The following is a 19870-nucleotide window of genomic DNA, read 5'->3' on the forward strand; positions in this document are numbered from 1 at the left end:
TTATATATGGCGAGTATATAGCATGGTTTGTGTTAAGCAATTTTTTACTGCTAATCACAGCATTTAATCTCATTATTTGCTTACAAACAACTGCTTTTTATTATTTAGAACATTGTCTTAGAGAAACGTAATTTATAAGGCTGATAAAATTTTTAACAGTGATGCAATGGATTTTTAGATACAATATTTATGGCTAAAGCTATTTCCTTTACTATATTTGTATTAAATTCCTCTGAAAGCTGGTTTATCTTAGTATATAATAGTCCTTTTTCACTGGATATATATTTGGGTGGGAGATTATTAAGTACTATAGCTTTTATGTCATCCATGCATTTAGGGCATTTACAAATATCATCATAATTTTCTAATATCTTAGGCATTAATTTATCTACTATATCCTCCATATAGTTTTTAATCAATTATCTCACCTCTTCATTCTTAGTTTCTAAAAGTATTTTTTAAGTTGTTCTACCCTATCCATGGAATCAACCTCCCTTTGAGCAGAATATTTCGTGTGGCAGGCTATACTTTATTATTTAATCTTTAACCCTACTGCTTTATTATAATCCATATCACTCATCCTTTTCCATAACAAAATTTATCCCATGGCTATCATTGCTAAGATCTCCCACTTTTGCAGAGAATTATAGAAGAGCAGCTAATTAACTGCTCCTTTTTCAGCTGCAGCTATGATTTCTTTTTCCAGCTGATATTCGCAGCACTTACGTAGATTCGAGTATTTATGATATCCCTGTCAAGCACAGACTGCGTGTCAACATTTATATGTCCCTGGTTTACCACTTCCTCTCCCGCATCTTCCAATGCCACAAAGAAAGAAGAGTACAATTTTTTCAATATTTTATTTTCAGAAACAGACTCCAATATTCCTCCCTTGTCGCATAAAATTGAAGCGGCAAGCTCTCCACCTGTCATAACCTTGAAGGTTTCCAAAAGTCCTGAAAAATTATATTTCCCAGGGAAACCACAATTTGAAATGAGCACTGTACGGGTAGAATTTTCACCAAACCGCCTAGGATGGGTATATATTTTACCATTTTTAACTATCCTGCTGCTATTTAATGGAAGCATACGATCCATAAAATCCTTCATTATGCCGGTTACAGTAAAATAATACAGCGGAGTGGCATAAACCATTATGTCAGATTGCACTATCTTTTCAAGAAGCTCTTTCATATCATCTTCATGAATACATTTTCCAGGAGTTTTTGTCCAGCAGGTAAAGCACCCTGTACAATGATTTATCTTCTTATCTTTTAAATAAATTGTCTCCACATCTGCCCCTGCCCTGCTGCACCCTTTTAAAAAAGGTTTCAAAACCACCTCCGTATTTCCATTTTTCCCTCTCGGACTTCCATTAACGGCTAGAACTTTCATACAACATCCTCCTCACTCCATGGATTTTAATATTTCAATCGTATCTTCACACCATTTTATTTTTCCCTCTGAATCATTGATTCCAAAATTAAGGGTAATAAGCCACAATGATAAATTATTATCACCTATTTTCTCCCTGTTTTGCTTCAAGTAGTTTTCAACCTCTCTGTAATGTTTGAGATGAAATTCACATTCACTTTTAATCCTGCTTACCTTCTCTATAATATTCTGAACAGGTATATTCTTTGACCAGAATATCTTTAAAAGAAGCTCAGATCTTAAAGGTTCCTGCTCAGCTGGAAGCATAAGCCACTTTCTGAGCTCTTCTCTACCTTTTTTTGTTATGGAATACACATTTTTAGAAGGTCTTCCCTGTGACTGCTCAACCTTCTTTGTTATGAGTTCCTCTTTCTCCATTTTCTGAAGTACAGGATATATATGTCCATAGTTTTCATTCCAAAAATGGCTTATGGAGGAATCACAAAATTTCTTAATGTCATACCCTGAACCGGACATTATACTTAGAACTCCCAAAAGAGCATATTTGGTCTTATTTACTTTTGCCAATCAACTTCACCTCTATTTTTTTATATATCATTGTGATATATTATTTTAATTATTATATCACAGTGATATATAAAGTCAATTATAAATTTTCTTGACTGCATAACAATGTTATGTTACACTGATTTTATTCAAGAAGTTATTGAGGAGAATGAGGCCATGGAAGAAGAAAATTTAATTTCTAAAAAAGATTTACTAAAACTAATGGATATTTCCTATGGACAACTATACAGATGGAAAAGAAAAAAGTTGATACCAGAGGAATGGTTCATAAAAAGATCAAGTTTTACAGGACAAGAAACATTTTTTCCAAAGAATAAAATATTGGATAGAATAAAAAAAATTAAGAACTTTAAAGATGGTGTATCTTTAGATGAACTCGCGGATATTTTTTCTCCAACTTTTTTTGAAATATTTCTAGAAGAAAAAGATATGTTGAACCAGAACATTGTTTCAAAGCAGACAATATCTCTGTACAAGAGTATGCATAAAAAAATAACTGGATTTTATTTTAATCAGATTTTATTTATGACTATTACAGACAAGTTCATAAAATCGGGTAAAACAAGTTTGGAAGAAGCTAAATTGATACTTGATACTTTGGAGAAAAACTATGAAAATTTTGACGGTAAATATTTTGATGTAGTACTTATAAGAAAACTTGGCATAGGAATATGTCTTCTTATGAGGATACCGAATGAAATATATATTGAAGATGAAGCAGTTCTCGTATTAAAAATAAATACTGGAGAATGTGTGGAAAAATTAAAATCTAAATTGATATTATAAATGAGAGGGAGTATTAAAATGGAGAATAAATTATCGGATATGAAAATCTCTGGATCAGGATCAATAAGCGGCGGAAGTTATAATGAAGTAAAAATCAGCGGTTCAGTTAAAATAGATGGGGATATAAATTGTAATTATTATAAATGTTCAGGCTCTTCCACTGCAAAGGGAAATGTAAAATCCAGGATAATTGGGATCAGCGGCAGCACTAAAATATGCGGAAACCTTGATTCAGAAGAAATGTCTGTAAGTGGCTCTTCCCATATACTAGGTTATGTAACTGCCAAAAAAGTTAAGGTAAGTGGTTCAACACATATAGAAAATAATTTAAATACTGAAGATGTGCAAATATCAGGTTCAATATCCATAAATGGTGACTGTGAAGCAGAAAATTTTAATATAAGGGGAAATTTTAATATAGGTGGATTATTGAATGCAGATGATATAGATGTAGAAATGTATGGAAAATGCAGAGCCAAAGAAATAGGTGGCGAAAATATACAGGTAAAAGCAGGATCAAGCAATTTTTTTATTAAAATGATAAATTTGTTCTCCAATTATGCAAGACTTGTAACAGATGTAATTGAGGGAGACGATATTTATCTTGAAAATACAGATTCCAAAATAGTAAGAGGAAATAATGTTGTAATAGGACCCAATTGTAATATTGAAAGAGTTGAATATAGAAACACGGTGGATATAGGGGAAAATTCCAAAACCCTTTGCAAAAAGATAGATTAGAGAAGTGATTTACACAGATAATCATGACCATCAATTAGCTATAAGACTAACTGATGGTCAATTCAATCATTCCAATTCTTGCTCATAACCCTTCAATGCATAAAATTCCGATGCAGCTTTATTTTTAAATTCTCGCATAGAAATTAATTAATGCGCAACCTGCCGGAAAGATTTATGAGACAAAGTCGAACTTTCTAGTCGGGAGCTTGTCCGTTTAAAATTTTATTTGCTTCTTCACTTGTAAGATTGTAATTTAAGAAAGATTTATAGAAATTTTGTGTCTCTTTTACCATGTCCAAATCTCTAAATTCATTAGGATGCAAAGTTTTTGACGCCCATTGTATTTGAAGAGCCTCTTCTGCGCCATATCTATCCCATAAAAATGCTCCTGTAGGATTTATGTATACCTTTTTATTTTTAACAGCATTTATCTGACTCCAGACTGAATTATTAGAAAGCTTGTTTATTTCAGAAACAGCACTTTTTCTGTCATCAGTTGTATTGCTTCCAACTATTATAACATCTGGGTTCCATTTAAGTATCTGTTCCATAGATGCATCCTTCATATTGCCGTCTATGTCAGAAGCTGCTACATTAACACCACCAGCGGCTTTTATCCAGGAATCTATTATAGTATTGCGCCCATCTACTGTAAGTGGTGAAAAAGATATTATATGTAATACCCTTGGCTTTTGTCCATCGGGAATTTTAGAAGTTCTATCTGTTACCATTTTCAATTTGCTATCTAAATAAGAATTATAATCATCTGCTTTCTTTACAGAATCGCCTCCAAGAATTTCCCCTGTCAATTTGACAACCTTTTTCATACTGTCAAAATCAGTATAATTCAATTGAACAGCAGGTACTCCTAATTCTGTCAATTTATTTTTTATTTTAGAATTTGTAGGCATAAATATGATATCAGGTTTTTTGTTTAAGAGCTGTTCCGTATTTACCGTAGAATTTGTAAATACAGTAGTTGCATTTTTCATATGAGGATTAACTTTATAGAGCCATGGCACTGATTTTGGAGTAGAAATAGTGGCCACTATTTTATCTCCTGCGCCAAGCATAGTTATCATTTCGTTGTGAGCTGGCCATGAATCTGCTATTTTATTTATCTTATCTGGAATCTTTACCTTTTGCCCTACGGAATCTGTAATTATCCTTTCTTTAGGTTTTTGGCTGTCTGAACTTGTACTGCTCTGTCCGCATCCTGCCAGCAGAAAAACTGCTGAAAATACAGCCACAGCCAAACTTCTTAATTTCCCCTTGTTCTTTAACATAATCTCCCACATCCTTATTAAAAATATATATTTTAATTATAGCACCCCTGAAATATCAAATGGATATTGATTCAAGAAGCACAAGAATTAATCAAACCTAACAACAAAGATATCTGCCATATTAATCTTCCATTAATGGCAAACAAGTTTTGATTTCATATCCATTATACAAGCTTGCAGTTATAATTTTTACATTCACGCCGTAAGCTTCTTTAAGATTCTTTTCAGTAACAATATCATCTGCATTTCCCACACTGAATTTATTACCTTTTTGCAAAAGAGCTACTTGAGTAGAGCACAAAAATGCATGATCAGGAAAGTGAGAGGTCATTATAATTGTCAGTCCCTTTTTAGCAAGCTTTGAAATTTGCCTTAGCACTCTTATCTGGTTTCCAAAATCCAAATTGGAAGTTGGCTCGTCCATAATAAGAATATCCGGCTCCTGGGTAAGTGCCCTTGCAATTAGAACCATTTGTCTCTCACCTCCACTTATCTCAGTATAGATTTTATCCTTAAGATAGCTTATCCCAAGCATTTCTATATTGTTTTCTGAAATTTCTATATCTTTACGACTTGGAGATCCCATTGTCCCAATATGAGCTGTCCTTCCCATGACAACCACATCTCTAACTGTAAATGGAAATGGAGTAGTATGAGCCTGAGGTACATAACCTATAGCCTTTGCCAATTTTTTTCTATTCCAATTACTTATATTTTCATTATCTATTCGTATTTCACCTGATTTTAATTTTAAGAATCTTAAAATAGCTTTAAAAAGGGTGGTTTTTCCTGCGCCATTAGGGCCAAGAATACATAGTACTTCTCCAGATTTTACAGTTAAAGATATTCCACTTACTATAGTTTTTGCTCCATATCCACAGGATAAATTCTTTATATTCAAAATCATATCCAACCTCTTCTCCCTTTTACAAGTAAATATATGAAAAATGGTGCCCCTATTAAAGATGTAAGTATTCCAAGCGGAATTTCGGTAGTAAATATTCCCCTTGCTATATCATCAACCAGAAGTAAATATATACTTCCTATGAGCATGGATGCAGGCAGTGCCACTTTATAATTAGGCCCCACAATCATCCTTGCTAAATGTGGTATTATGAGTCCTACCCATCCGATTATTCCTCCTATAGACACAGATGCAGCTGTAACCAAAGTAGAACAAACTATTACGATAGCCCTCATCTTATATGTATTTATACCAAGAGAACTTGCCTCCTCGTCTCCAAAAGAAAGTACATTTAAATTCCACCTTAAAATAAGCAGTGGACCCAGGCCAATAATCATTGGAACAATTATAATCAAAACATCACGCACAGTCACAGTAGAAAGTCCTCCCATAAGCCAGAATGTTATTTCCGGAAGCTTGTTCTCCGGATCACCCACATATTTAATTATAGATATAAAAGCCTGGCAAAGACTTGCTATAACCATACCAGTAAGTATAAGACTTAATACCGAACCCTCTCCTCCTCGATTTATTGCCGAATTAATACCCAATGTAACAAGTACTGCTGCTAGTCCAAATATAAATGATATAATCTGGACTTCTATAGAGCTAAAAGAAAATAAAAGACCTATAGCTGCACCAAGACCGGCTCCTCCCGATGCTCCAAGTATGTCTGGAGCTACCATTGGATTTCTAAATAATCCCTGATAAGCCGATCCAGCTGCAGAAAGGGCACAACCTATAAGCATGGCTGCAAAAATTCTAGGCATCCTGACCTTAAATATTACATTTTCTACATTAGGCCCATAGGCCGTGGCAGCTCCTGTTATTTTAGCATAAAATACATTTATAATTTCAGAAATTGGTAATGTGTAACTGCCAATAGTAAAAGAAAATAAAAATACAATTATAAGCAACATTAAAAATGTCCAGTTTGCATAAAATCTTTTATTATTTGATTTAGTTTTCTCTTTTATCGTATTTTTTCCTATTTTTATAATCTTTTCTAAAGAAAGATCTAAATCTTCTTTCATTAGTATTCGCACCCTCTTTTTATAATATAATTAACCTTAAGCTTAATTCTAAGTTCTCCATTTATATGAACGTTTTCAAAAGCCTTAACTTATATATTACCCAACAGGATTCCTCCTGAATATGACCCTGTCGATTTTGACAACATGCTCTTTTACGAAATATAGATAATAATTTTATAAGAGATTTGAAAAATTTAGAATTATTTTCCTTAATATAAGCTTTGATACCTGTAATATCAGTAATTATATCTTTGAAAATGTAGGATTTAATTGTTGCCAAATGAGTTCAGTGATATGACTAAGTAATTAAAAATCTATGACACTACGTAACATTATATAACATAATGTTATATAACACAACAGTTCTAAGATATATTTATACAAATTCTGTGCATAATTACATTTTACAGGATATTTATTTAGTATGGTCTTGAAGGAATGGTTCTCAACGTCTGGACAGCTGACTCAATCTGCCCCGGATTATTCAATTTACTAGAGAATTACTTATATCTATTTTACCATCTTACTGGAAATGTTGATATTAATTTTTTAATTTTCGTACATCCTGCCGGGGAGGTCTTGGAATGGTATACATCTGTAATGCTGGGGGTCATGACAAAATGGTCAATGCAGAATCCGGTGCTATTATCCTGATACCTATATTGAAAAAACTCACTGCACTCTGCTGAAATATCTTCATTGCCTTTTTAGCACTGTATCTTCTACTTTATTATAATCCATATCACTCATTCCTTAAAAGGGTTCTATTCTGAGGAATGCTTCCCCAGATATGATCACTTTTTTAAAACACAGTTACCCGTTTATTGACTTAATAGTAATTTTATGGTATTATTATAAAAATATAAAATTGCAAGTTGAATTTTGTGTTTATTCATCAGGTAATTTTAAGCTGAATGTTTTATACATATCGTTTTAGGTCGGGGAATCCAAATCTTGCTTTTTAAAAATCAATAATTTCTCTTAAAAGATAGGGTGGTGATTTCTCTATCCGACATTATACCTTTATTGGCATTACGCTATATTTAATATGTGCTGGAGTTTTTCTATGCATAAATTTTGTTAGTAATTAACTAACAAAATGAGTTGAATTAATATTATTGCTTACACTTGAAATACATTGTGATAAATATTGCAAATATAGAAAACTTACAATCAAGTGATTCTTGAGTTCATATGGAGTTTGCCCATAAGAAATGCTTCTCGTATCTGAACTTTAGAAGAACTCATCCAGATGTGCAACAGTGCTTATCCCCACTTTACAAAGATGGGGGGTATTAGCAATGGCAGCCATCGGATAAAATACATAATTGGGGGTTAGAAAATGCCAAAATATATTTTAAAAAGATTGATTTACAGTATTATTACAATCTGGATAGTAATATCAATAACTTTTTTACTAATGCATTTGATTCCAGGCGGTCCTTTTGATGATGAAAAAAAACTTCCACCACAGATTAAAGCTAATCTAGAAGAAAAATTCGGATTAGACAAGCCACTCAGTATACAGTACACTGCATATCTAGATGATGTACTACATGGTGATCTTGGTCCGTCCATGAGATATGAAGGTAAAACTGTAAATGAGGTAATATTTCAATCATTTCCTGTATCCGCTAGAGTAGGATTACTAGCCATACTTTTTGCATTAATATTCGGCCTGCTTATGGGAATAACCGCTGCCCTGCATCAGGGAAAGTGGCATGACAGCCTAGCAATGCTCATATCAACTATAGGAGTAACTGTTCCCAACTTTGTAATGGCTACTTTCTTTATTTATTTTTTTGCGGTTAAATTAGGTTGGTTTCCAGCAGTGGGATTGGACAGTCCTTCAAGTTATGTACTCCCGTCTATTGCTCTTGGCGCATATTCCATGTCATTTATAGCCAGGCTATCAAGATCCAGTTTACTTGAGGTAATAAGACAGGATTATATAAAAGTAGCAAAGGCAAAAGGTCTATCTCAAAACAGAATAATATATAAACATGCCTTAAAAAATTCTCTCATACCCATAGTTACCTATATTGGTCCATTATTTGCCGGAATACTTACTGGAAGTTTTGTAGTTGAAAACTTATTTGGAATACCCGGTCTTGGAAGAGATTTTGTCCAAAGTATATATAACAGAGATTATACTACTATATTAGGTATCACTATATTTTATAGTGCATTTTTAATACTATGTAATTTAATTGTAGATATATTATACGTTATTATTGATCCAAGAATAAAACTTGAATCCTAGGAGGTTAGGGTATGGAATTACTAAAAAGTGAGTTTGAAAAAGTATCAAAAAAGGAAAAGGAATCAGAAACCCTAATAAGACCAACCATGTCTTATTGGCAGGATGTATGGAGAAGGTTAAAGCTCAATAAACTGGCTATGGCTGGTTTAATATTTGTAATTTTTATCACTCTGCTGGCTCTATTGGGTCCAATATTTTCAAAATATAATTATTATAGTCAGAATTTAAATGGAGCAAATTTGCCGCCAAGCGGTGCTCACTGGTTCGGCACAGATAAATTTGGAAGGGATGTTTTTATAAGAATATTATACGGAGCAAGAATTTCTCTTACTGTAGGTTATGTTGCAAGTTTATTGGACATAATAATTGGAATATTATACGGAGGAATAGCAGGTTATTTTGGCGGAAAAATAGATAACATAATGATGAGAATAGTGGATATTCTATACTCTATTCCCATGACAATTTATGTAATACTTTTTATGGTGGTATTTGGTGCTGGGCTCAAAAGCATAATAATAGCTTTGGCAGTTGCATTCTGGCTTACCATGGCAAGAATAGTAAGGGGGGAGATAATGTCATTAAAACAGCAGGAATTTGTTCTTGCTGCAAAAACCCTTGGGGCGTCCTCTGCCAGGATAATTTTTAAACATCTGATTCCAAACTGTTTGGGTCCAATAATTGTAACTCTAACCCTCTCAGTTCCAGAGGCTATATTTACAGAATCATTTCTAAGTTTCATAGGACTTGGTGTATCAGCCCCAATGGCCTCCTGGGGAACTTTGGCCTCTGATGCTCTAGATGGCTTCCAATTGTATCCACTTCAATTGTTCTTCCCATCTATAGCCATATGTTTAACTATGCTTGCATTTAATTTATTAGGTGATGGATTAAGAGATTCTCTAGATCCTAAAATGAAAAAATAATAGGGGGATATGTAAATGGATAGATTACTTGACGTAAATGATCTGCACACATCTTTCCAGACTTATCTAGGTGAGGTAAAAGCAGTGAGAGGAGTATCCTTTCATCTTGATAAAGGTGAAGCTCTAGGAATAGTTGGAGAATCCGGAAGTGGAAAAAGCATAACCATGATGTCAATTATGAAGCTTCTCCCGGAAAATGGGAAAATAACGGCAGCTAATATAAAATTTTCAGATAGAGATTTAACAAAATTAAGTGATAAAGAAATGGAAAGTATAAGAGGAAATGATATTGGAATGATTTTTCAGGATCCTATGACTTCCTTGGATCCTGTTTTTAAAATAGGCTCTCAATTAGAGGAACCACTCATAAAACATAAACATATAAGCAAAGAAGATGCAAAGGAAAAAGTTATTGAAATGTTAAAATTGGTTGGAATATCTAGTGCTGAAAAGAGAATAAACCAATATCCCCATGAATTCTCAGGTGGTATGAGACAAAGAGCAATGATAGCTATGGCATTAATTTGCAATCCAAAACTTTTAATTGCAGACGAGCCTACTACAGCTCTTGATGTAACAATACAGGCACAAATACTTGAGCTCATGAAGGATTTAAAAACCAAATTGGGTATGTCTATAATTTTAATAACACATGATCTCGGCGTTGTAGCTGATCTATGCAGCAGAATAGATGTAATGTATGGTGGAATGATTATTGAAAGAGGAACCACAAGGGACATATTCTATAATTCAAAACATCCATATACATGGGGCCTTTTAAAAAGTATACCAAATCCCCAGGAAGATATAAAGCAAAGACTTAGACCAATAGATGGGACTCCACCAGATCTATTAAAACCCCCGATCGGTTGTCCTTTTTCTCCAAGATGCGAATATGCCATGAAAATATGTTTGAATAGGATGCCAGAAGCTTTTAAAATAGATGATAACCATTTTTCTTCCTGCTGGCTTAACCATCCAAATGCACCTAAAATAGATAAAATAAGCGGAGGAGATATAAAAAATGGGAAATAATAAACCACTTATTGAAATAAAAAATCTTAAAAAGTACTTTCCTGCAAAAAAGTCATTCTTTGGAAAAGTAACAAGCAATGTCAAAGCAGTAGACAACATATCTTTTACCATAAACAAGGGGGAAACTCTAGGGTTAGTTGGAGAATCCGGATGCGGTAAAACCACTACAGGAAGAACTATAATCAAATTATACGAGCCAACCGACGGACAGATAATATACAATGGTACAGATATATCCAAGCTTTCTAGCAGCAAAATGCTACCCTACAGGAGAAAAATGCAGATGATATTTCAGGATCCATATGCATCTCTTGATTCAAGAATGACAGTAGGTGACATAATAGGAGAATCCATAGATATTCACAATTTAATGAAGGGCAGAGAAAGACATGATAGAATTCAATATCTTTTAAATAAGGTAGGATTAAATAAAGACCATGCAAGCAGGTATCCACATGAATTTTCAGGTGGACAAAGGCAGAGAATAGGTATAGCAAGGGCTCTTGCAGTTGAACCTGAATTTATAGTATGTGATGAACCCATATCCGCTCTGGATGTATCAATTCAGGCACAGGTAGTAAACATGCTTGAAGATCTTCAGGATGATTTGGATCTTACATATTTGTTCATAGCCCACGATCTATCCATGGTAAAACATATATCCACAAAAATTGGAGTAATGTACCTTGGAAAAATGTTAGAGATGGCGGAGAGCAATGAATTATACAAAAACCCTCTTCATCCCTATACCAAGGCACTGTTATCGGCGATACCAGTGCCTGATCCTGATATGTCAGCTAAAAATAAGAGAATAATGCTTGAGGGAGAAACCCCTTCTCCAATAGATCCTCCACCAGGCTGTAGGTTCAGGGACAGATGTAGATATGCCATGAAAAGATGTTCTGAGAAGAATCCTGAATTAAAGGACATGGGTGATGGCCACTGTGTGGCTTGCTGTCTGTATGATGATATATAGATGTTTATATTGCATAAACATATTATATACTAAAATTTTTTTAGGGAGGGCTATTATGTTAAAGAATAAGTTTAAAATTCTAGCAGTTGCAATGTCACTTACATTTGTAGGCTCATTGTTTGTTGGCTGTGGAAATTCCAAAAGCGGCACAAGCTCAAATGGTAAAAGCACTATAAAAGTAAATATTGGTGCTGAACCCAGGACAATTGATCCCGGATTGAACAATTCAGTTGAAGGCGCCCAGGTAATTTGTAATGCTTTTGAAGGCTTGACAAATTTAGATAAAAATGAGAAACCAATACCTGGCGTTGCAGAAAAATGGGATATATCAAGCAATGGGCTTACTTATACTTTCCATTTGAGGAAAAACGCAAAATGGTCTGATGGAAAAGCTGTTACTGCAAAAGATTTCGAATATGCATGGAAAAGAGCTCTGAATCCAAAAACTGCTTCTCAATATGCATATCAGTTATTCTATTTAAAAAATGGTGAAGCTTATAATGAGGGCAAATCCAAAGAAGATCAGGTAGGTGTTACTGCTAAAGATGATTATACACTGGTAGCTACACTTGAAAACCCTACCCCTTATTTCTTGTCACTTACATCTTTCCCTACTTATGATCCTGTAAGGAAAGACGCAGTTGAAAAAAATCCAACTAGTTGGGCTACAAAACCAGATACTTATATATCAGATGGTCCATACAAGCTGGTTGAATACAAATCAAAAGACAGTTTGAACTTTGAAAAAAATTCCGATTACTGGAACAGCAAAAACATAAAGATAGATAGAATAGAATTCAAAACTCTAGAAAATGCAAGCAGCTATTATGCGGCATTCAAGACAGGAGAACTGGACTTAATCGATAAACCACCTGCTACAGAAACTCCTAATCTGTTAAAGAATGGGACGGCAAAAGCCTATCCGTATTTAGCAACCTATTACTACGATATGAATTTATCACCACAGGCTAAAAGCATCAATCCTGATGCAGCTAAAGCACTAAGTGATATAAGAGTTAGAAAGGCATTGAATTTGGCTATAGACAGAACTTCTATAACTAAAGAAGTGACAAAATCCGGTGAAATACCTGCTACCTCCTTTGTACCTAAGGGTACCAGTGATTCAAACGGAGAGGAATTTACAAATAAAGAATATCTTCCAAAAACTGCAGATATACCACAGGCTAAAAAACTGCTGGCTGAAGCTGGTTATCCTGGTGGAAAGGGATTCCCTCAAATGGAAATACTATATAACACAATGCAGGGACATCAGAATATAGCACAGGCAATTCAGGACATGTGGAAAAAGAATTTAGGAATAAATGTCACCCTCAAAAATGTTGAGAGAAAAGTTCATCTGGCTCAACTTCAAAACCACCAGTTTATGCTGGGTAGAGATGGCTGGACAGCTGATTATAATGATGCCATGACATTCCTTGATATGTTCACAACTGGAAATGGTAACAATATGACAGGATATTCAAATACTAAATATGATCAGCTGATAGCCCAGGCTAAAGCAGAACCTGATAAGGCTAAGAGAGCTAGTTTAATGCATCAGGCAGAAGATCAACTGATGATTGATTTACCAATAATACCAATCTACTACTACACTGAAGTTGTATGCATGAATCCAAAGCTTAAAGATGCCCATATATCAAATTTAGGTTTCTTTATTTTCAGGGATGCACATCTTGATAAATAATTGATAATAATATTGTTTTACCTTCAGACATACTATAATATCTAATATATTCACATTTATGCAAGCTAATCCATAAAGTTAAAATAAATTATTAAAATATTATAGGATAAACATGCATTGCACACGCAAATATATGTTTATCCTATAATTTTCTTTCTCAGTGAGCTTGCTACTTAAGGTTAAGCATTAGCTTGGAAAACCCTTTTAAATCATCTATATGATTTTCAATTATAGCCCTCACTATGTCTAAATTCACAGTTTGATAATCATGGACAGCTATATTTATCCGCACATTGATGAAATTCTTTCCTGATTGAATAATTTACTGACTTCATTACATATTGAAAGAATTTTATCTGAATCCAATAACTCTAAAATATTGCCATCATAACTTTCAAGAGAGCAAAGATAAGCATTAAATATTGGATCAAGGGATCTTATTTCGTCATCCAGGAATGAAGGAACATTAACAACCATTTCTGCACTATCCACAAGATATCCGTAAGTATGCCCCTTAGGCATTACACCATATAAATTGCAGAGAGCAACCAGATAGCATTCAAGCGCCATCGAAGCTATATTAAATATAATAACAGAATCCTTACCTTCACGCAAAAACTGCTCTGCTCTGTGGTGAAAGCCCTTGGCACTTTTGTAACTTTCTTTAAAATCTTCCAGATTTATTTTACTGTCCATTATTACGATCCTCCCTAAATAAATTTTACAGTCATTCGCTTATATTTTTAAATATATCCGTGCTATTTTATCACAAATATTTTTATACTATTTTTTTGATTATATTGTATCATTTATTCATTGTCAACATTTTTATTAGCTACTTGTCAATTAAATTTATATAGCACGACAGATCTGCTTACTGTAAAATTAAAGCATATGTCCTGCGGATTTTTTCAAATTTAACAGTTCACAAAAACACCTATTTCTAGGGATTTAATCTTTTACATTTTCCTATTTTGTCAGAAAATTAGATAAAATTTATCATGCAGAACAAGTTTATTCAATAAAAAATTCAAGTATATTGAAAAAAGATAGAAAAGGGTCTACAATAATCTTATGAGATAAATTATGTAAAAAACAACAATATAACATTTACATACTTAAAATAATAAAATTGAGATTACTCTTTATAAAGGGCATCAAGAATAGGAGGAATATAAATGGAATTTAACAAAAAAATTGATGAAATGAAAGAAGAGTTGGTTAAGGCAACTCAAGAAGTAGTTAAAATCAAAAGTACTCAGGATGACGGAAAAGCAGGTATGCCTTTCGGCGAAGGCGTTGGAAAAACGCTGGACAAGGCTCTTGAAATTGCAGCTGACCTTGGATTCGACACATATAAAGAAGAAGATGGATACTATGGATATGCAGAATATGGTGAGGGAAAAGATTATGTAGCAGTTCTGGGACATATGGATGTGGTACCGGAAGGAGATAATTGGATTCACCCACCTTATGGGGCAGAAATTCATGAAGGCAAGATTTTTGGAAGAGGTACTTTGGACGATAAAGGGCCAACAATTGCAGCTCTTTTTGGATTAAAGGCTATAAAGGATCTTAAAATACCACTTTCAAAAAAAGTTAGGGTTATTTTTGGAACGAATGAAGAGACAGGAAGTTCCGAAATGCATGTTTATAATAAAAAAGAAAAGGCGCCAGTATCCGGATTTACACCAGATGCCATGTATCCACTTATAAATGCTGAAAAGGGTATAAGAAGATTTCACGTTGTTAAAAAATTAAGTCCTTGTAATTGCGGAATTGCAATCAAATCATTAAAAGGCGGAATAAGACCTAACATGGTTCCTGATAAATGTGAAACTGTAATAGTTACAAAAGATACAGAAAATATTGTTAAAGCAGTAAAGGAATTTGCAGATAAAAAAGGCTATAATATGAAAGCTGAAATTGTAAACGATAATGTAGTTTTACACTTATTTGGAGTGGGAGCTCATGGAAGTATGCCTGAATTAGGTAAAAATGCTGTAATGCAGACTTTTGACTTCTTAGGAACTGTTGCAAAGGGATCTTGTCCTCTTGCAGACTATATAAACTTCTTCAATAAATATATTGGATTTGAAACAGAAGGTACTTCGCTTGGAATAGCTTGTGAAGATGAACCATCAGGAAAATTATCGCTGAATGTAGGAGTTGCCGAAATCAATGAAGAAATGGCAAATTTATGGATAGATATAAGATATCCTGTTACTATGAAAGGTGAAAAAATAATGGACACCCTTTCCAAGAAATTTGGGGAATGCGGTGCAAAAATAGAAAGAGTAGAAGCTGATGAACCTCTTTATTTCCCGGAAGATAGTAAATTGGTTAAAGTTCTTCTCAAGGTTTATACTGAGCAGACGGGTAAGGAAGGAAAAGCTTATGGAATAGGCGGAGGAACTTATGCCAAGGAACTTCCAAATATAATTGGGTTTGGACCAATATTCCCTGGAAAACCAGATCTTGACCATCAGGCTAATGAATATATTGAAATCGAAGATCTAATAATGAATGCTAAAATATATGCTCATACAATATATGAACTTGCAAAATAGTTAGGGATGTGGTACTAGGTATACATTTGTGTGAAAACTAAATCTATACCCATTAGGAAATGTCAGTGGATTTGTGTAAAAACCAAATCTACTGACATTTTTTCCTGCTTATTTCATCTCCGAATTTATCCAATTGAGATTTAACCAAAATTAACAGAATCAATTTTTTCTTTTGCTTTTAACAATAATTCAACTGCCAGTTTATTTTTTTCCTCAGTAGCTCGAAAGGTTGGAATACTTATACTAACAGCTCCCATAATTCTCCCCTTTGAAGTTAAAGGGACAGCATAACATCGTAAAAATTTTGTCACTTCCTCAACCTCTAATGCCACATTAGTTTCTCTAATTTTCTTTAATTGATTTTCTAAAACATTAAAATCCGTTATAGTATTTTTCGTAATGGCCTTTAAGCCATCAGGATAAAGTGATTTTATTTCTTCAATCTTGTGTTGACTTAATAGAGCTTTTCCTAAAGCTGTACAATACGCCGGTATTCGTTTTCCTACACGGGAAATAAGGCGGATATCCATATCTTTTACAGGATCCTCTTTTAATACATATAGTACATTGTTTCCGTCAAGAACCCCCATTTGACAGGTTTCATCAATATTACCTACAATATCCTTCATTATTTTTTGTATAAACTCTATCATATATTTATTTCGTGAATAAAGAGATGTCCCGATACAAAAAGCAGAAATTCCAATTGAATATTTTAAAGAATTTTTTTCAAGAGAAACAAAGTTACGTTCCAACATTGTCTGCATAATAGGATAAAGAGTACTTTTAGGTACATTAATTGCTTCAGAAATCTCCGTTAAGGTTAACTTTTTAGGACTGATTGACAAAAAATTTAATATATTTAAAACTCTTTCCGTTGGTTTATGTGTCATATTACACCCACCATTCCAATTTTTATAAAAATTTATTACATAAAAATAATTATTGTTGTTTAGCCAGTGCTTTTTTACCTTCTTCAAGAACTTCAATAATTTTGTCTACATCATATACGCTTCCGCTCCAAGTTCCGCCACTAACGGATTGAAGTGCCGCCCATAATCTTGTATCATCTGGAAGATTTGAATCAGGTTTAAGATCCGGATGGGGTTCACGTGCTTCTAGTACTTTAGCTGCTTCTTCATAAGAAAGTTTTTTATCCTCAGTCCCAATAAAATTAATTGATCCCTCAAGCTTATTGGTGTCAACTATGATTTCAATAATATCACCATCACGCAATTTTCCCAGAGGACCTCCTGCCAATGCCTCAGGTCCTACATGTCCAAAACAAGCACCTGTAGAAACACCGGAAAAACGTGCATCTGTAATCAGGGAAACATGCTTACCAAAAGGTAATTGTTTTAAAGCAGAGGTTAACTGATATGTTTCTTCCATTCCTGTTCCCATTGGACCTCCGCCCATGACAACCATTATGTCTCCAGCTTTAATCCTTCCAACATCTTTAAGTGCTTTAATAGCTGACTTTTCGGAAGTGAAAACTTTAACCTTTCCAGTATGTCTAAATACTCCATCATCATCTATGACAGATGGATTAATAGCTGTTGATTTTACTACCGAGCCTTCAGGAGCAATGTTCCCTACAGGGAAAGTTACCGTTGATGTTAACCCTCTTTCTTTTGCCTTACTTTGGCTCATTATAATTTCATCAGGATTAACTCCATCCACTTCAATCAAACGTTTTCTACATTGTGTACGTCTTTCAGATTTTTCCCACCAATCAAGGTTAGCTCCAAGTGTTTCTCCTTTAACAGTAAGAACATCTTCATGCAGCAGTCCCAGTTTTCTCAAATGAAGCATAACTTCAGGAACTCCTCCTGCTAAAAATGCACAGACTGTTGGGTAATTAATCGGTCCAATAGGAAGAACACTTACTAAACGAGGCACTTTCTTATTAATTCTTGCCCAGTCTTTCACAGTAGGAATTTTGCAATTGGCAGCATGTGCAATTGCCGGCAGATGAAGAAGCAAGTTGGTTGATCCTCCGAAAGCAGCATGAACCACCATGGCATTTTCAATTGCCTTATCTGTAATAATATCCTTGGTGGTTATTCCATTGTCATCCATATCTAAAACTGCCTTGGCTGACTGCTTAGCAATTTCTTCCCATATCGGCTGACCTGAAGGTGCTAAAGCAGAGTGAGGCAATGCTATTCCCAATGCTTCAGCGATAACTTGGGAAGTACCAGCTGTTCCCAGAAACTGACATCCGCCACCAGCAGAAGCACAAGCTTTACATCCCAGTCTTAAAGCATTCTCTAATGAAATTTCATTATTGGCAAATCTGACCCCAATAGTTTGAATAGTTCCTGCATCTTCCCCTTCTACAGGTTGAAGCGTTGCACCACCAGGGACAATAATAGTTGGCAGATCATGCATAGATGCTAGTGCCATCATCATGGAAGGCAGGCCTTTATCACATGAAGCCACTCCAATGACTGCCCGGCGTGTTGGCAGTGAGCGAATTAAACGTCGAAGTACTATTGCCGCATCATTACGATAAGGTAGAGAATCAAACATTCCTGTTGTACCCTGGCTACGTCCGTCACACGGATCCGTCACGTATGCAGCATAAGGAACACCTCCCAGTTTTTTGATTTCTTCAGATGCTGCTCTTACTTGTAATCCTAATTCAAAGTGGCCTGTATGTAATCCCAATGCAATTGGAGTGCCGTCATTATCACGAATTCCACCTTGATTACTAAGTATTAATACATCCCCGCCCAAGAGTTTAGATGGTTCCCATCCCATACCAGCATTTAAAGTCATTCCGAATATATTGCCGCTGGGTAAAGTTCTCAATAGTTCGGGGGTAAGTGGAAGTGAACCATCCGGCCCTTCTGCATGAGTGTGGATCTCATATAATGATGTTTCTTCTTTGTCGTAAATCGATTTCAATGACATAACTAATCCTTCCTCTCTATAATTTAAAATTATTTTGATAGTTTAATTAACAAAGCATGTTGGTCAAATAGTAATTTTTAAGAAATTACAGGAGTTAAAAATTTAGCTTTTTTCACGTATTATCTCTCCTTTAATAAAAATCAGATTAGATTCAAAGTGTATTTTGCAATTGACTATATAATTTTGCACATATAGACAATTTAATAATTTGTGAATATATTTCTTTTCCATTTAATTCGTATATACGAATTAAATTTGTTTATACGAATTATATAATTAATATTATCACAATTTTTTATCATGTCAAGGTAGTAATCCAGTATTTCTCGTAAAAATTAAAAATATTTATGAGGTTTTTTATTGTAGTTATGAATAGGAGTAAATTTTTTCTCAGAAGTTTAGCACAAAAAAATTTTTTAAAGCATTAATCTGTTAATCAATAACGATTTGGATTATTATAAGAAAAGTTATAAATTATGATTTTTACTGGAAATTATTACAGAAAAAATTTGCAAAGCAAAAGCACCCTTTTTATAATAGGCTGCCTAAAACTAACTTAAAAGGTATGTTATTGTCAATTAAAGTTGGCAAAAGTACCATCTATATAATTAAAAAAATTGTTCAAATTTAGGTAAATAAAATATATGGGAGCAGAGTATCCTGTAATAAATATCCTATGGAAATGGAGTTTGATTTTAGCTAT

The 19870-nt window shown here is 34.0% G+C and carries 18 protein-coding genes; 8 read left to right on the forward strand and 10 right to left on the reverse strand.

Annotation, left to right across the window (positions count from 1 at the left end; translation table 11 throughout):
* Positions 1 to 152: 152 nt before the first annotated feature.
* The 3 genes from AB8U03_RS00880 to AB8U03_RS00890 all read right to left on the reverse strand — a co-directional run bounded on the left by AB8U03_RS00880 (position 153) and on the right by AB8U03_RS00890 (position 1962).
* The gene (locus tag AB8U03_RS00880) at positions 153 to 419 is read right to left on the reverse strand and encodes a late competence development ComFB family protein (RefSeq protein ID WP_369702652.1); all 267 of its coding nucleotides are present in this window, start codon (positions 417 to 419) and stop codon (positions 153 to 155) included.
* A 268-nt stretch (positions 420 to 687) separates the two neighbouring features.
* Positions 688 to 1395: a flavodoxin family protein gene (locus AB8U03_RS00885; RefSeq protein ID WP_369702653.1), complete on the reverse strand. Its 708-nt coding sequence runs from the start codon at positions 1393 to 1395 to the stop codon at positions 688 to 690.
* A 12-nt stretch (positions 1396 to 1407) separates the two neighbouring features.
* Positions 1408 to 1962 carry a PadR family transcriptional regulator gene (locus tag AB8U03_RS00890; protein WP_369702654.1) on the reverse strand — a complete coding sequence of 185 codons (555 nt, stop codon included), beginning with the start codon at positions 1960 to 1962 and terminating at the stop codon, positions 1408 to 1410.
* A 156-nt stretch (positions 1963 to 2118) separates the two neighbouring features.
* Here AB8U03_RS00890 and AB8U03_RS00895 point away from each other — a divergent pair, with 156 nt between their 5' ends.
* Both AB8U03_RS00895 and AB8U03_RS00900 read left to right on the forward strand, forming a co-directional pair.
* Entirely contained in the window at positions 2119 to 2748 is a 630-nt protein-coding gene (locus AB8U03_RS00895; protein ID WP_369702655.1) for a YhbD family protein, read from the forward strand.
* 18 nt (positions 2749 to 2766) lie between these two features.
* On the forward strand, positions 2767 to 3489 hold the full coding sequence (locus AB8U03_RS00900; protein WP_369702656.1) for a polymer-forming cytoskeletal protein: 723 nt from the start codon (positions 2767 to 2769) through the stop codon (positions 3487 to 3489).
* A gap of 194 nt (positions 3490 to 3683) precedes the next feature.
* On the opposite strand, the gene AB8U03_RS00905 is transcribed toward AB8U03_RS00900, so the two are convergent.
* The 3 genes from AB8U03_RS00905 to AB8U03_RS00915 all read right to left on the reverse strand — a co-directional run bounded on the left by AB8U03_RS00905 (position 3684) and on the right by AB8U03_RS00915 (position 6773).
* Positions 3684 to 4775: an ABC transporter substrate-binding protein gene (locus AB8U03_RS00905; protein WP_369702657.1), complete on the reverse strand. Its 1092-nt coding sequence runs from the start codon at positions 4773 to 4775 to the stop codon at positions 3684 to 3686.
* Between the two features lie 121 nt (positions 4776 to 4896).
* Entirely contained in the window at positions 4897 to 5682 is a 786-nt protein-coding gene (locus AB8U03_RS00910; protein WP_369702658.1) for an ABC transporter ATP-binding protein, read from the reverse strand.
* The gene (locus tag AB8U03_RS00915; protein WP_369702659.1) at positions 5679 to 6773 is read right to left on the reverse strand and encodes a FecCD family ABC transporter permease; all 1095 of its coding nucleotides are present in this window, start codon (positions 6771 to 6773) and stop codon (positions 5679 to 5681) included. Before AB8U03_RS00915 ends, AB8U03_RS00910 begins: the two co-directional genes overlap by 4 nt.
* A gap of 1342 nt (positions 6774 to 8115) precedes the next feature.
* Here AB8U03_RS00915 and AB8U03_RS00920 point away from each other — a divergent pair.
* The 5 genes from AB8U03_RS00920 to AB8U03_RS00940 are packed head-to-tail and all read left to right on the forward strand — an operon-like array spanning position 8116 to position 13678.
* Positions 8116 to 9036, forward strand: a complete 921-nt coding sequence (locus AB8U03_RS00920; protein ID WP_369702660.1) for an ABC transporter permease — start codon at positions 8116 to 8118, stop codon at positions 9034 to 9036.
* 11 nt (positions 9037 to 9047) lie between these two features.
* Positions 9048 to 9962 (forward strand): ABC transporter permease, encoded by a 915-nt coding sequence (locus AB8U03_RS00925; RefSeq protein WP_369702661.1) that lies wholly within the window; start codon positions 9048 to 9050, stop codon positions 9960 to 9962.
* A gap of 15 nt (positions 9963 to 9977) precedes the next feature.
* Positions 9978 to 10997, forward strand: coding sequence for an ABC transporter ATP-binding protein (locus tag AB8U03_RS00930; RefSeq protein WP_369702662.1), 1020 nt, complete (start codon positions 9978 to 9980; stop codon positions 10995 to 10997).
* On the forward strand, positions 10987 to 11973 hold the full coding sequence (locus tag AB8U03_RS00935) for an ABC transporter ATP-binding protein (RefSeq protein WP_369702663.1): 987 nt from the start codon (positions 10987 to 10989) through the stop codon (positions 11971 to 11973). Before AB8U03_RS00930 ends, AB8U03_RS00935 begins: the two co-directional genes overlap by 11 nt.
* Positions 11974 to 12028: 55 nt before the next feature.
* On the forward strand, positions 12029 to 13678 hold the full coding sequence (locus tag AB8U03_RS00940) for a peptide ABC transporter substrate-binding protein (RefSeq protein ID WP_369702664.1): 1650 nt from the start codon (positions 12029 to 12031) through the stop codon (positions 13676 to 13678).
* 169 nt (positions 13679 to 13847) lie between these two features.
* Here the strand turns inward: AB8U03_RS00940 and AB8U03_RS00945 are convergent, their stop codons facing one another.
* Positions 13848 to 13970 carry a HepT-like ribonuclease domain-containing protein gene (locus tag AB8U03_RS00945; protein WP_455423794.1) on the reverse strand — a complete coding sequence of 41 codons (123 nt, stop codon included), beginning with the start codon at positions 13968 to 13970 and terminating at the stop codon, positions 13848 to 13850.
* Positions 13961 to 14374, reverse strand: coding sequence for a HEPN domain-containing protein (locus AB8U03_RS00950; protein WP_369702665.1), 414 nt, complete (start codon positions 14372 to 14374; stop codon positions 13961 to 13963). Before AB8U03_RS00950 ends, AB8U03_RS00945 begins: the two co-directional genes overlap by 10 nt.
* 482 nt (positions 14375 to 14856) lie before the next feature.
* Here AB8U03_RS00950 and pepV point away from each other — a divergent pair, with 482 nt between their 5' ends.
* On the forward strand, positions 14857 to 16248 hold the full coding sequence (gene pepV, locus AB8U03_RS00955) for a dipeptidase PepV (protein WP_369702666.1): 1392 nt from the start codon (positions 14857 to 14859) through the stop codon (positions 16246 to 16248).
* 140 nt (positions 16249 to 16388) lie between these two features.
* On the opposite strand, the gene AB8U03_RS00960 is transcribed toward pepV, so the two are convergent.
* Positions 16389 to 17141 (reverse strand): IclR family transcriptional regulator, encoded by a 753-nt coding sequence (locus tag AB8U03_RS00960; protein WP_369702667.1) that lies wholly within the window; start codon positions 17139 to 17141, stop codon positions 16389 to 16391.
* A 49-nt stretch (positions 17142 to 17190) separates the two neighbouring features.
* Entirely contained in the window at positions 17191 to 19167 is a 1977-nt protein-coding gene (locus AB8U03_RS00965) for a YjhG/YagF family D-xylonate dehydratase (protein WP_369702668.1), read from the reverse strand.
* Between the last annotated feature and the right edge of the window lie 703 nt (positions 19168 to 19870).

Source organism: Clostridium moutaii, from assembly GCF_041205085.1.
Classification (GTDB): domain Bacteria; phylum Bacillota; class Clostridia; order Clostridiales; family Clostridiaceae; genus Clostridium_B; species Clostridium_B moutaii.

Coding starts and splice junctions, on each gene's coding strand:
- AB8U03_RS00950 (WP_369702665.1), bottom strand. CDS start 14,374: ATGGACAGTAAAATAAATCTGGAAGATTTTAAAGAAAGTTACAAAAGT.
- AB8U03_RS00915 (WP_369702659.1), bottom strand. CDS start 6,773: ATGAAAGAAGATTTAGATCTTTCTTTAGAAAAGATTATAAAAATAGGA.
- AB8U03_RS00940 (WP_369702664.1), top strand. CDS start 12,029: ATGTTAAAGAATAAGTTTAAAATTCTAGCAGTTGCAATGTCACTTACA.
- AB8U03_RS00885 (WP_369702653.1), bottom strand. CDS start 1,395: ATGAAAGTTCTAGCCGTTAATGGAAGTCCGAGAGGGAAAAATGGAAAT.
- AB8U03_RS00965 (WP_369702668.1), bottom strand. CDS start 19,167: ATGTCATTGAAATCGATTTACGACAAAGAAGAAACATCATTATATGAG.
- AB8U03_RS00960 (WP_369702667.1), bottom strand. CDS start 17,141: ATGACACATAAACCAACGGAAAGAGTTTTAAATATATTAAATTTTTTG.
- AB8U03_RS00905 (WP_369702657.1), bottom strand. CDS start 4,775: ATGTTAAAGAACAAGGGGAAATTAAGAAGTTTGGCTGTGGCTGTATTT.
- AB8U03_RS00900 (WP_369702656.1), top strand. CDS start 2,767: ATGGAGAATAAATTATCGGATATGAAAATCTCTGGATCAGGATCAATA.
- AB8U03_RS00910 (WP_369702658.1), bottom strand. CDS start 5,682: ATGATTTTGAATATAAAGAATTTATCCTGTGGATATGGAGCAAAAACT.
- AB8U03_RS00935 (WP_369702663.1), top strand. CDS start 10,987: ATGGGAAATAATAAACCACTTATTGAAATAAAAAATCTTAAAAAGTAC.
- AB8U03_RS00930 (WP_369702662.1), top strand. CDS start 9,978: ATGGATAGATTACTTGACGTAAATGATCTGCACACATCTTTCCAGACT.
- pepV (WP_369702666.1), top strand. CDS start 14,857: ATGGAATTTAACAAAAAAATTGATGAAATGAAAGAAGAGTTGGTTAAG.
- AB8U03_RS00920 (WP_369702660.1), top strand. CDS start 8,116: ATGCCAAAATATATTTTAAAAAGATTGATTTACAGTATTATTACAATC.
- AB8U03_RS00895 (WP_369702655.1), top strand. CDS start 2,119: ATGGAAGAAGAAAATTTAATTTCTAAAAAAGATTTACTAAAACTAATG.
- AB8U03_RS00925 (WP_369702661.1), top strand. CDS start 9,048: ATGGAATTACTAAAAAGTGAGTTTGAAAAAGTATCAAAAAAGGAAAAG.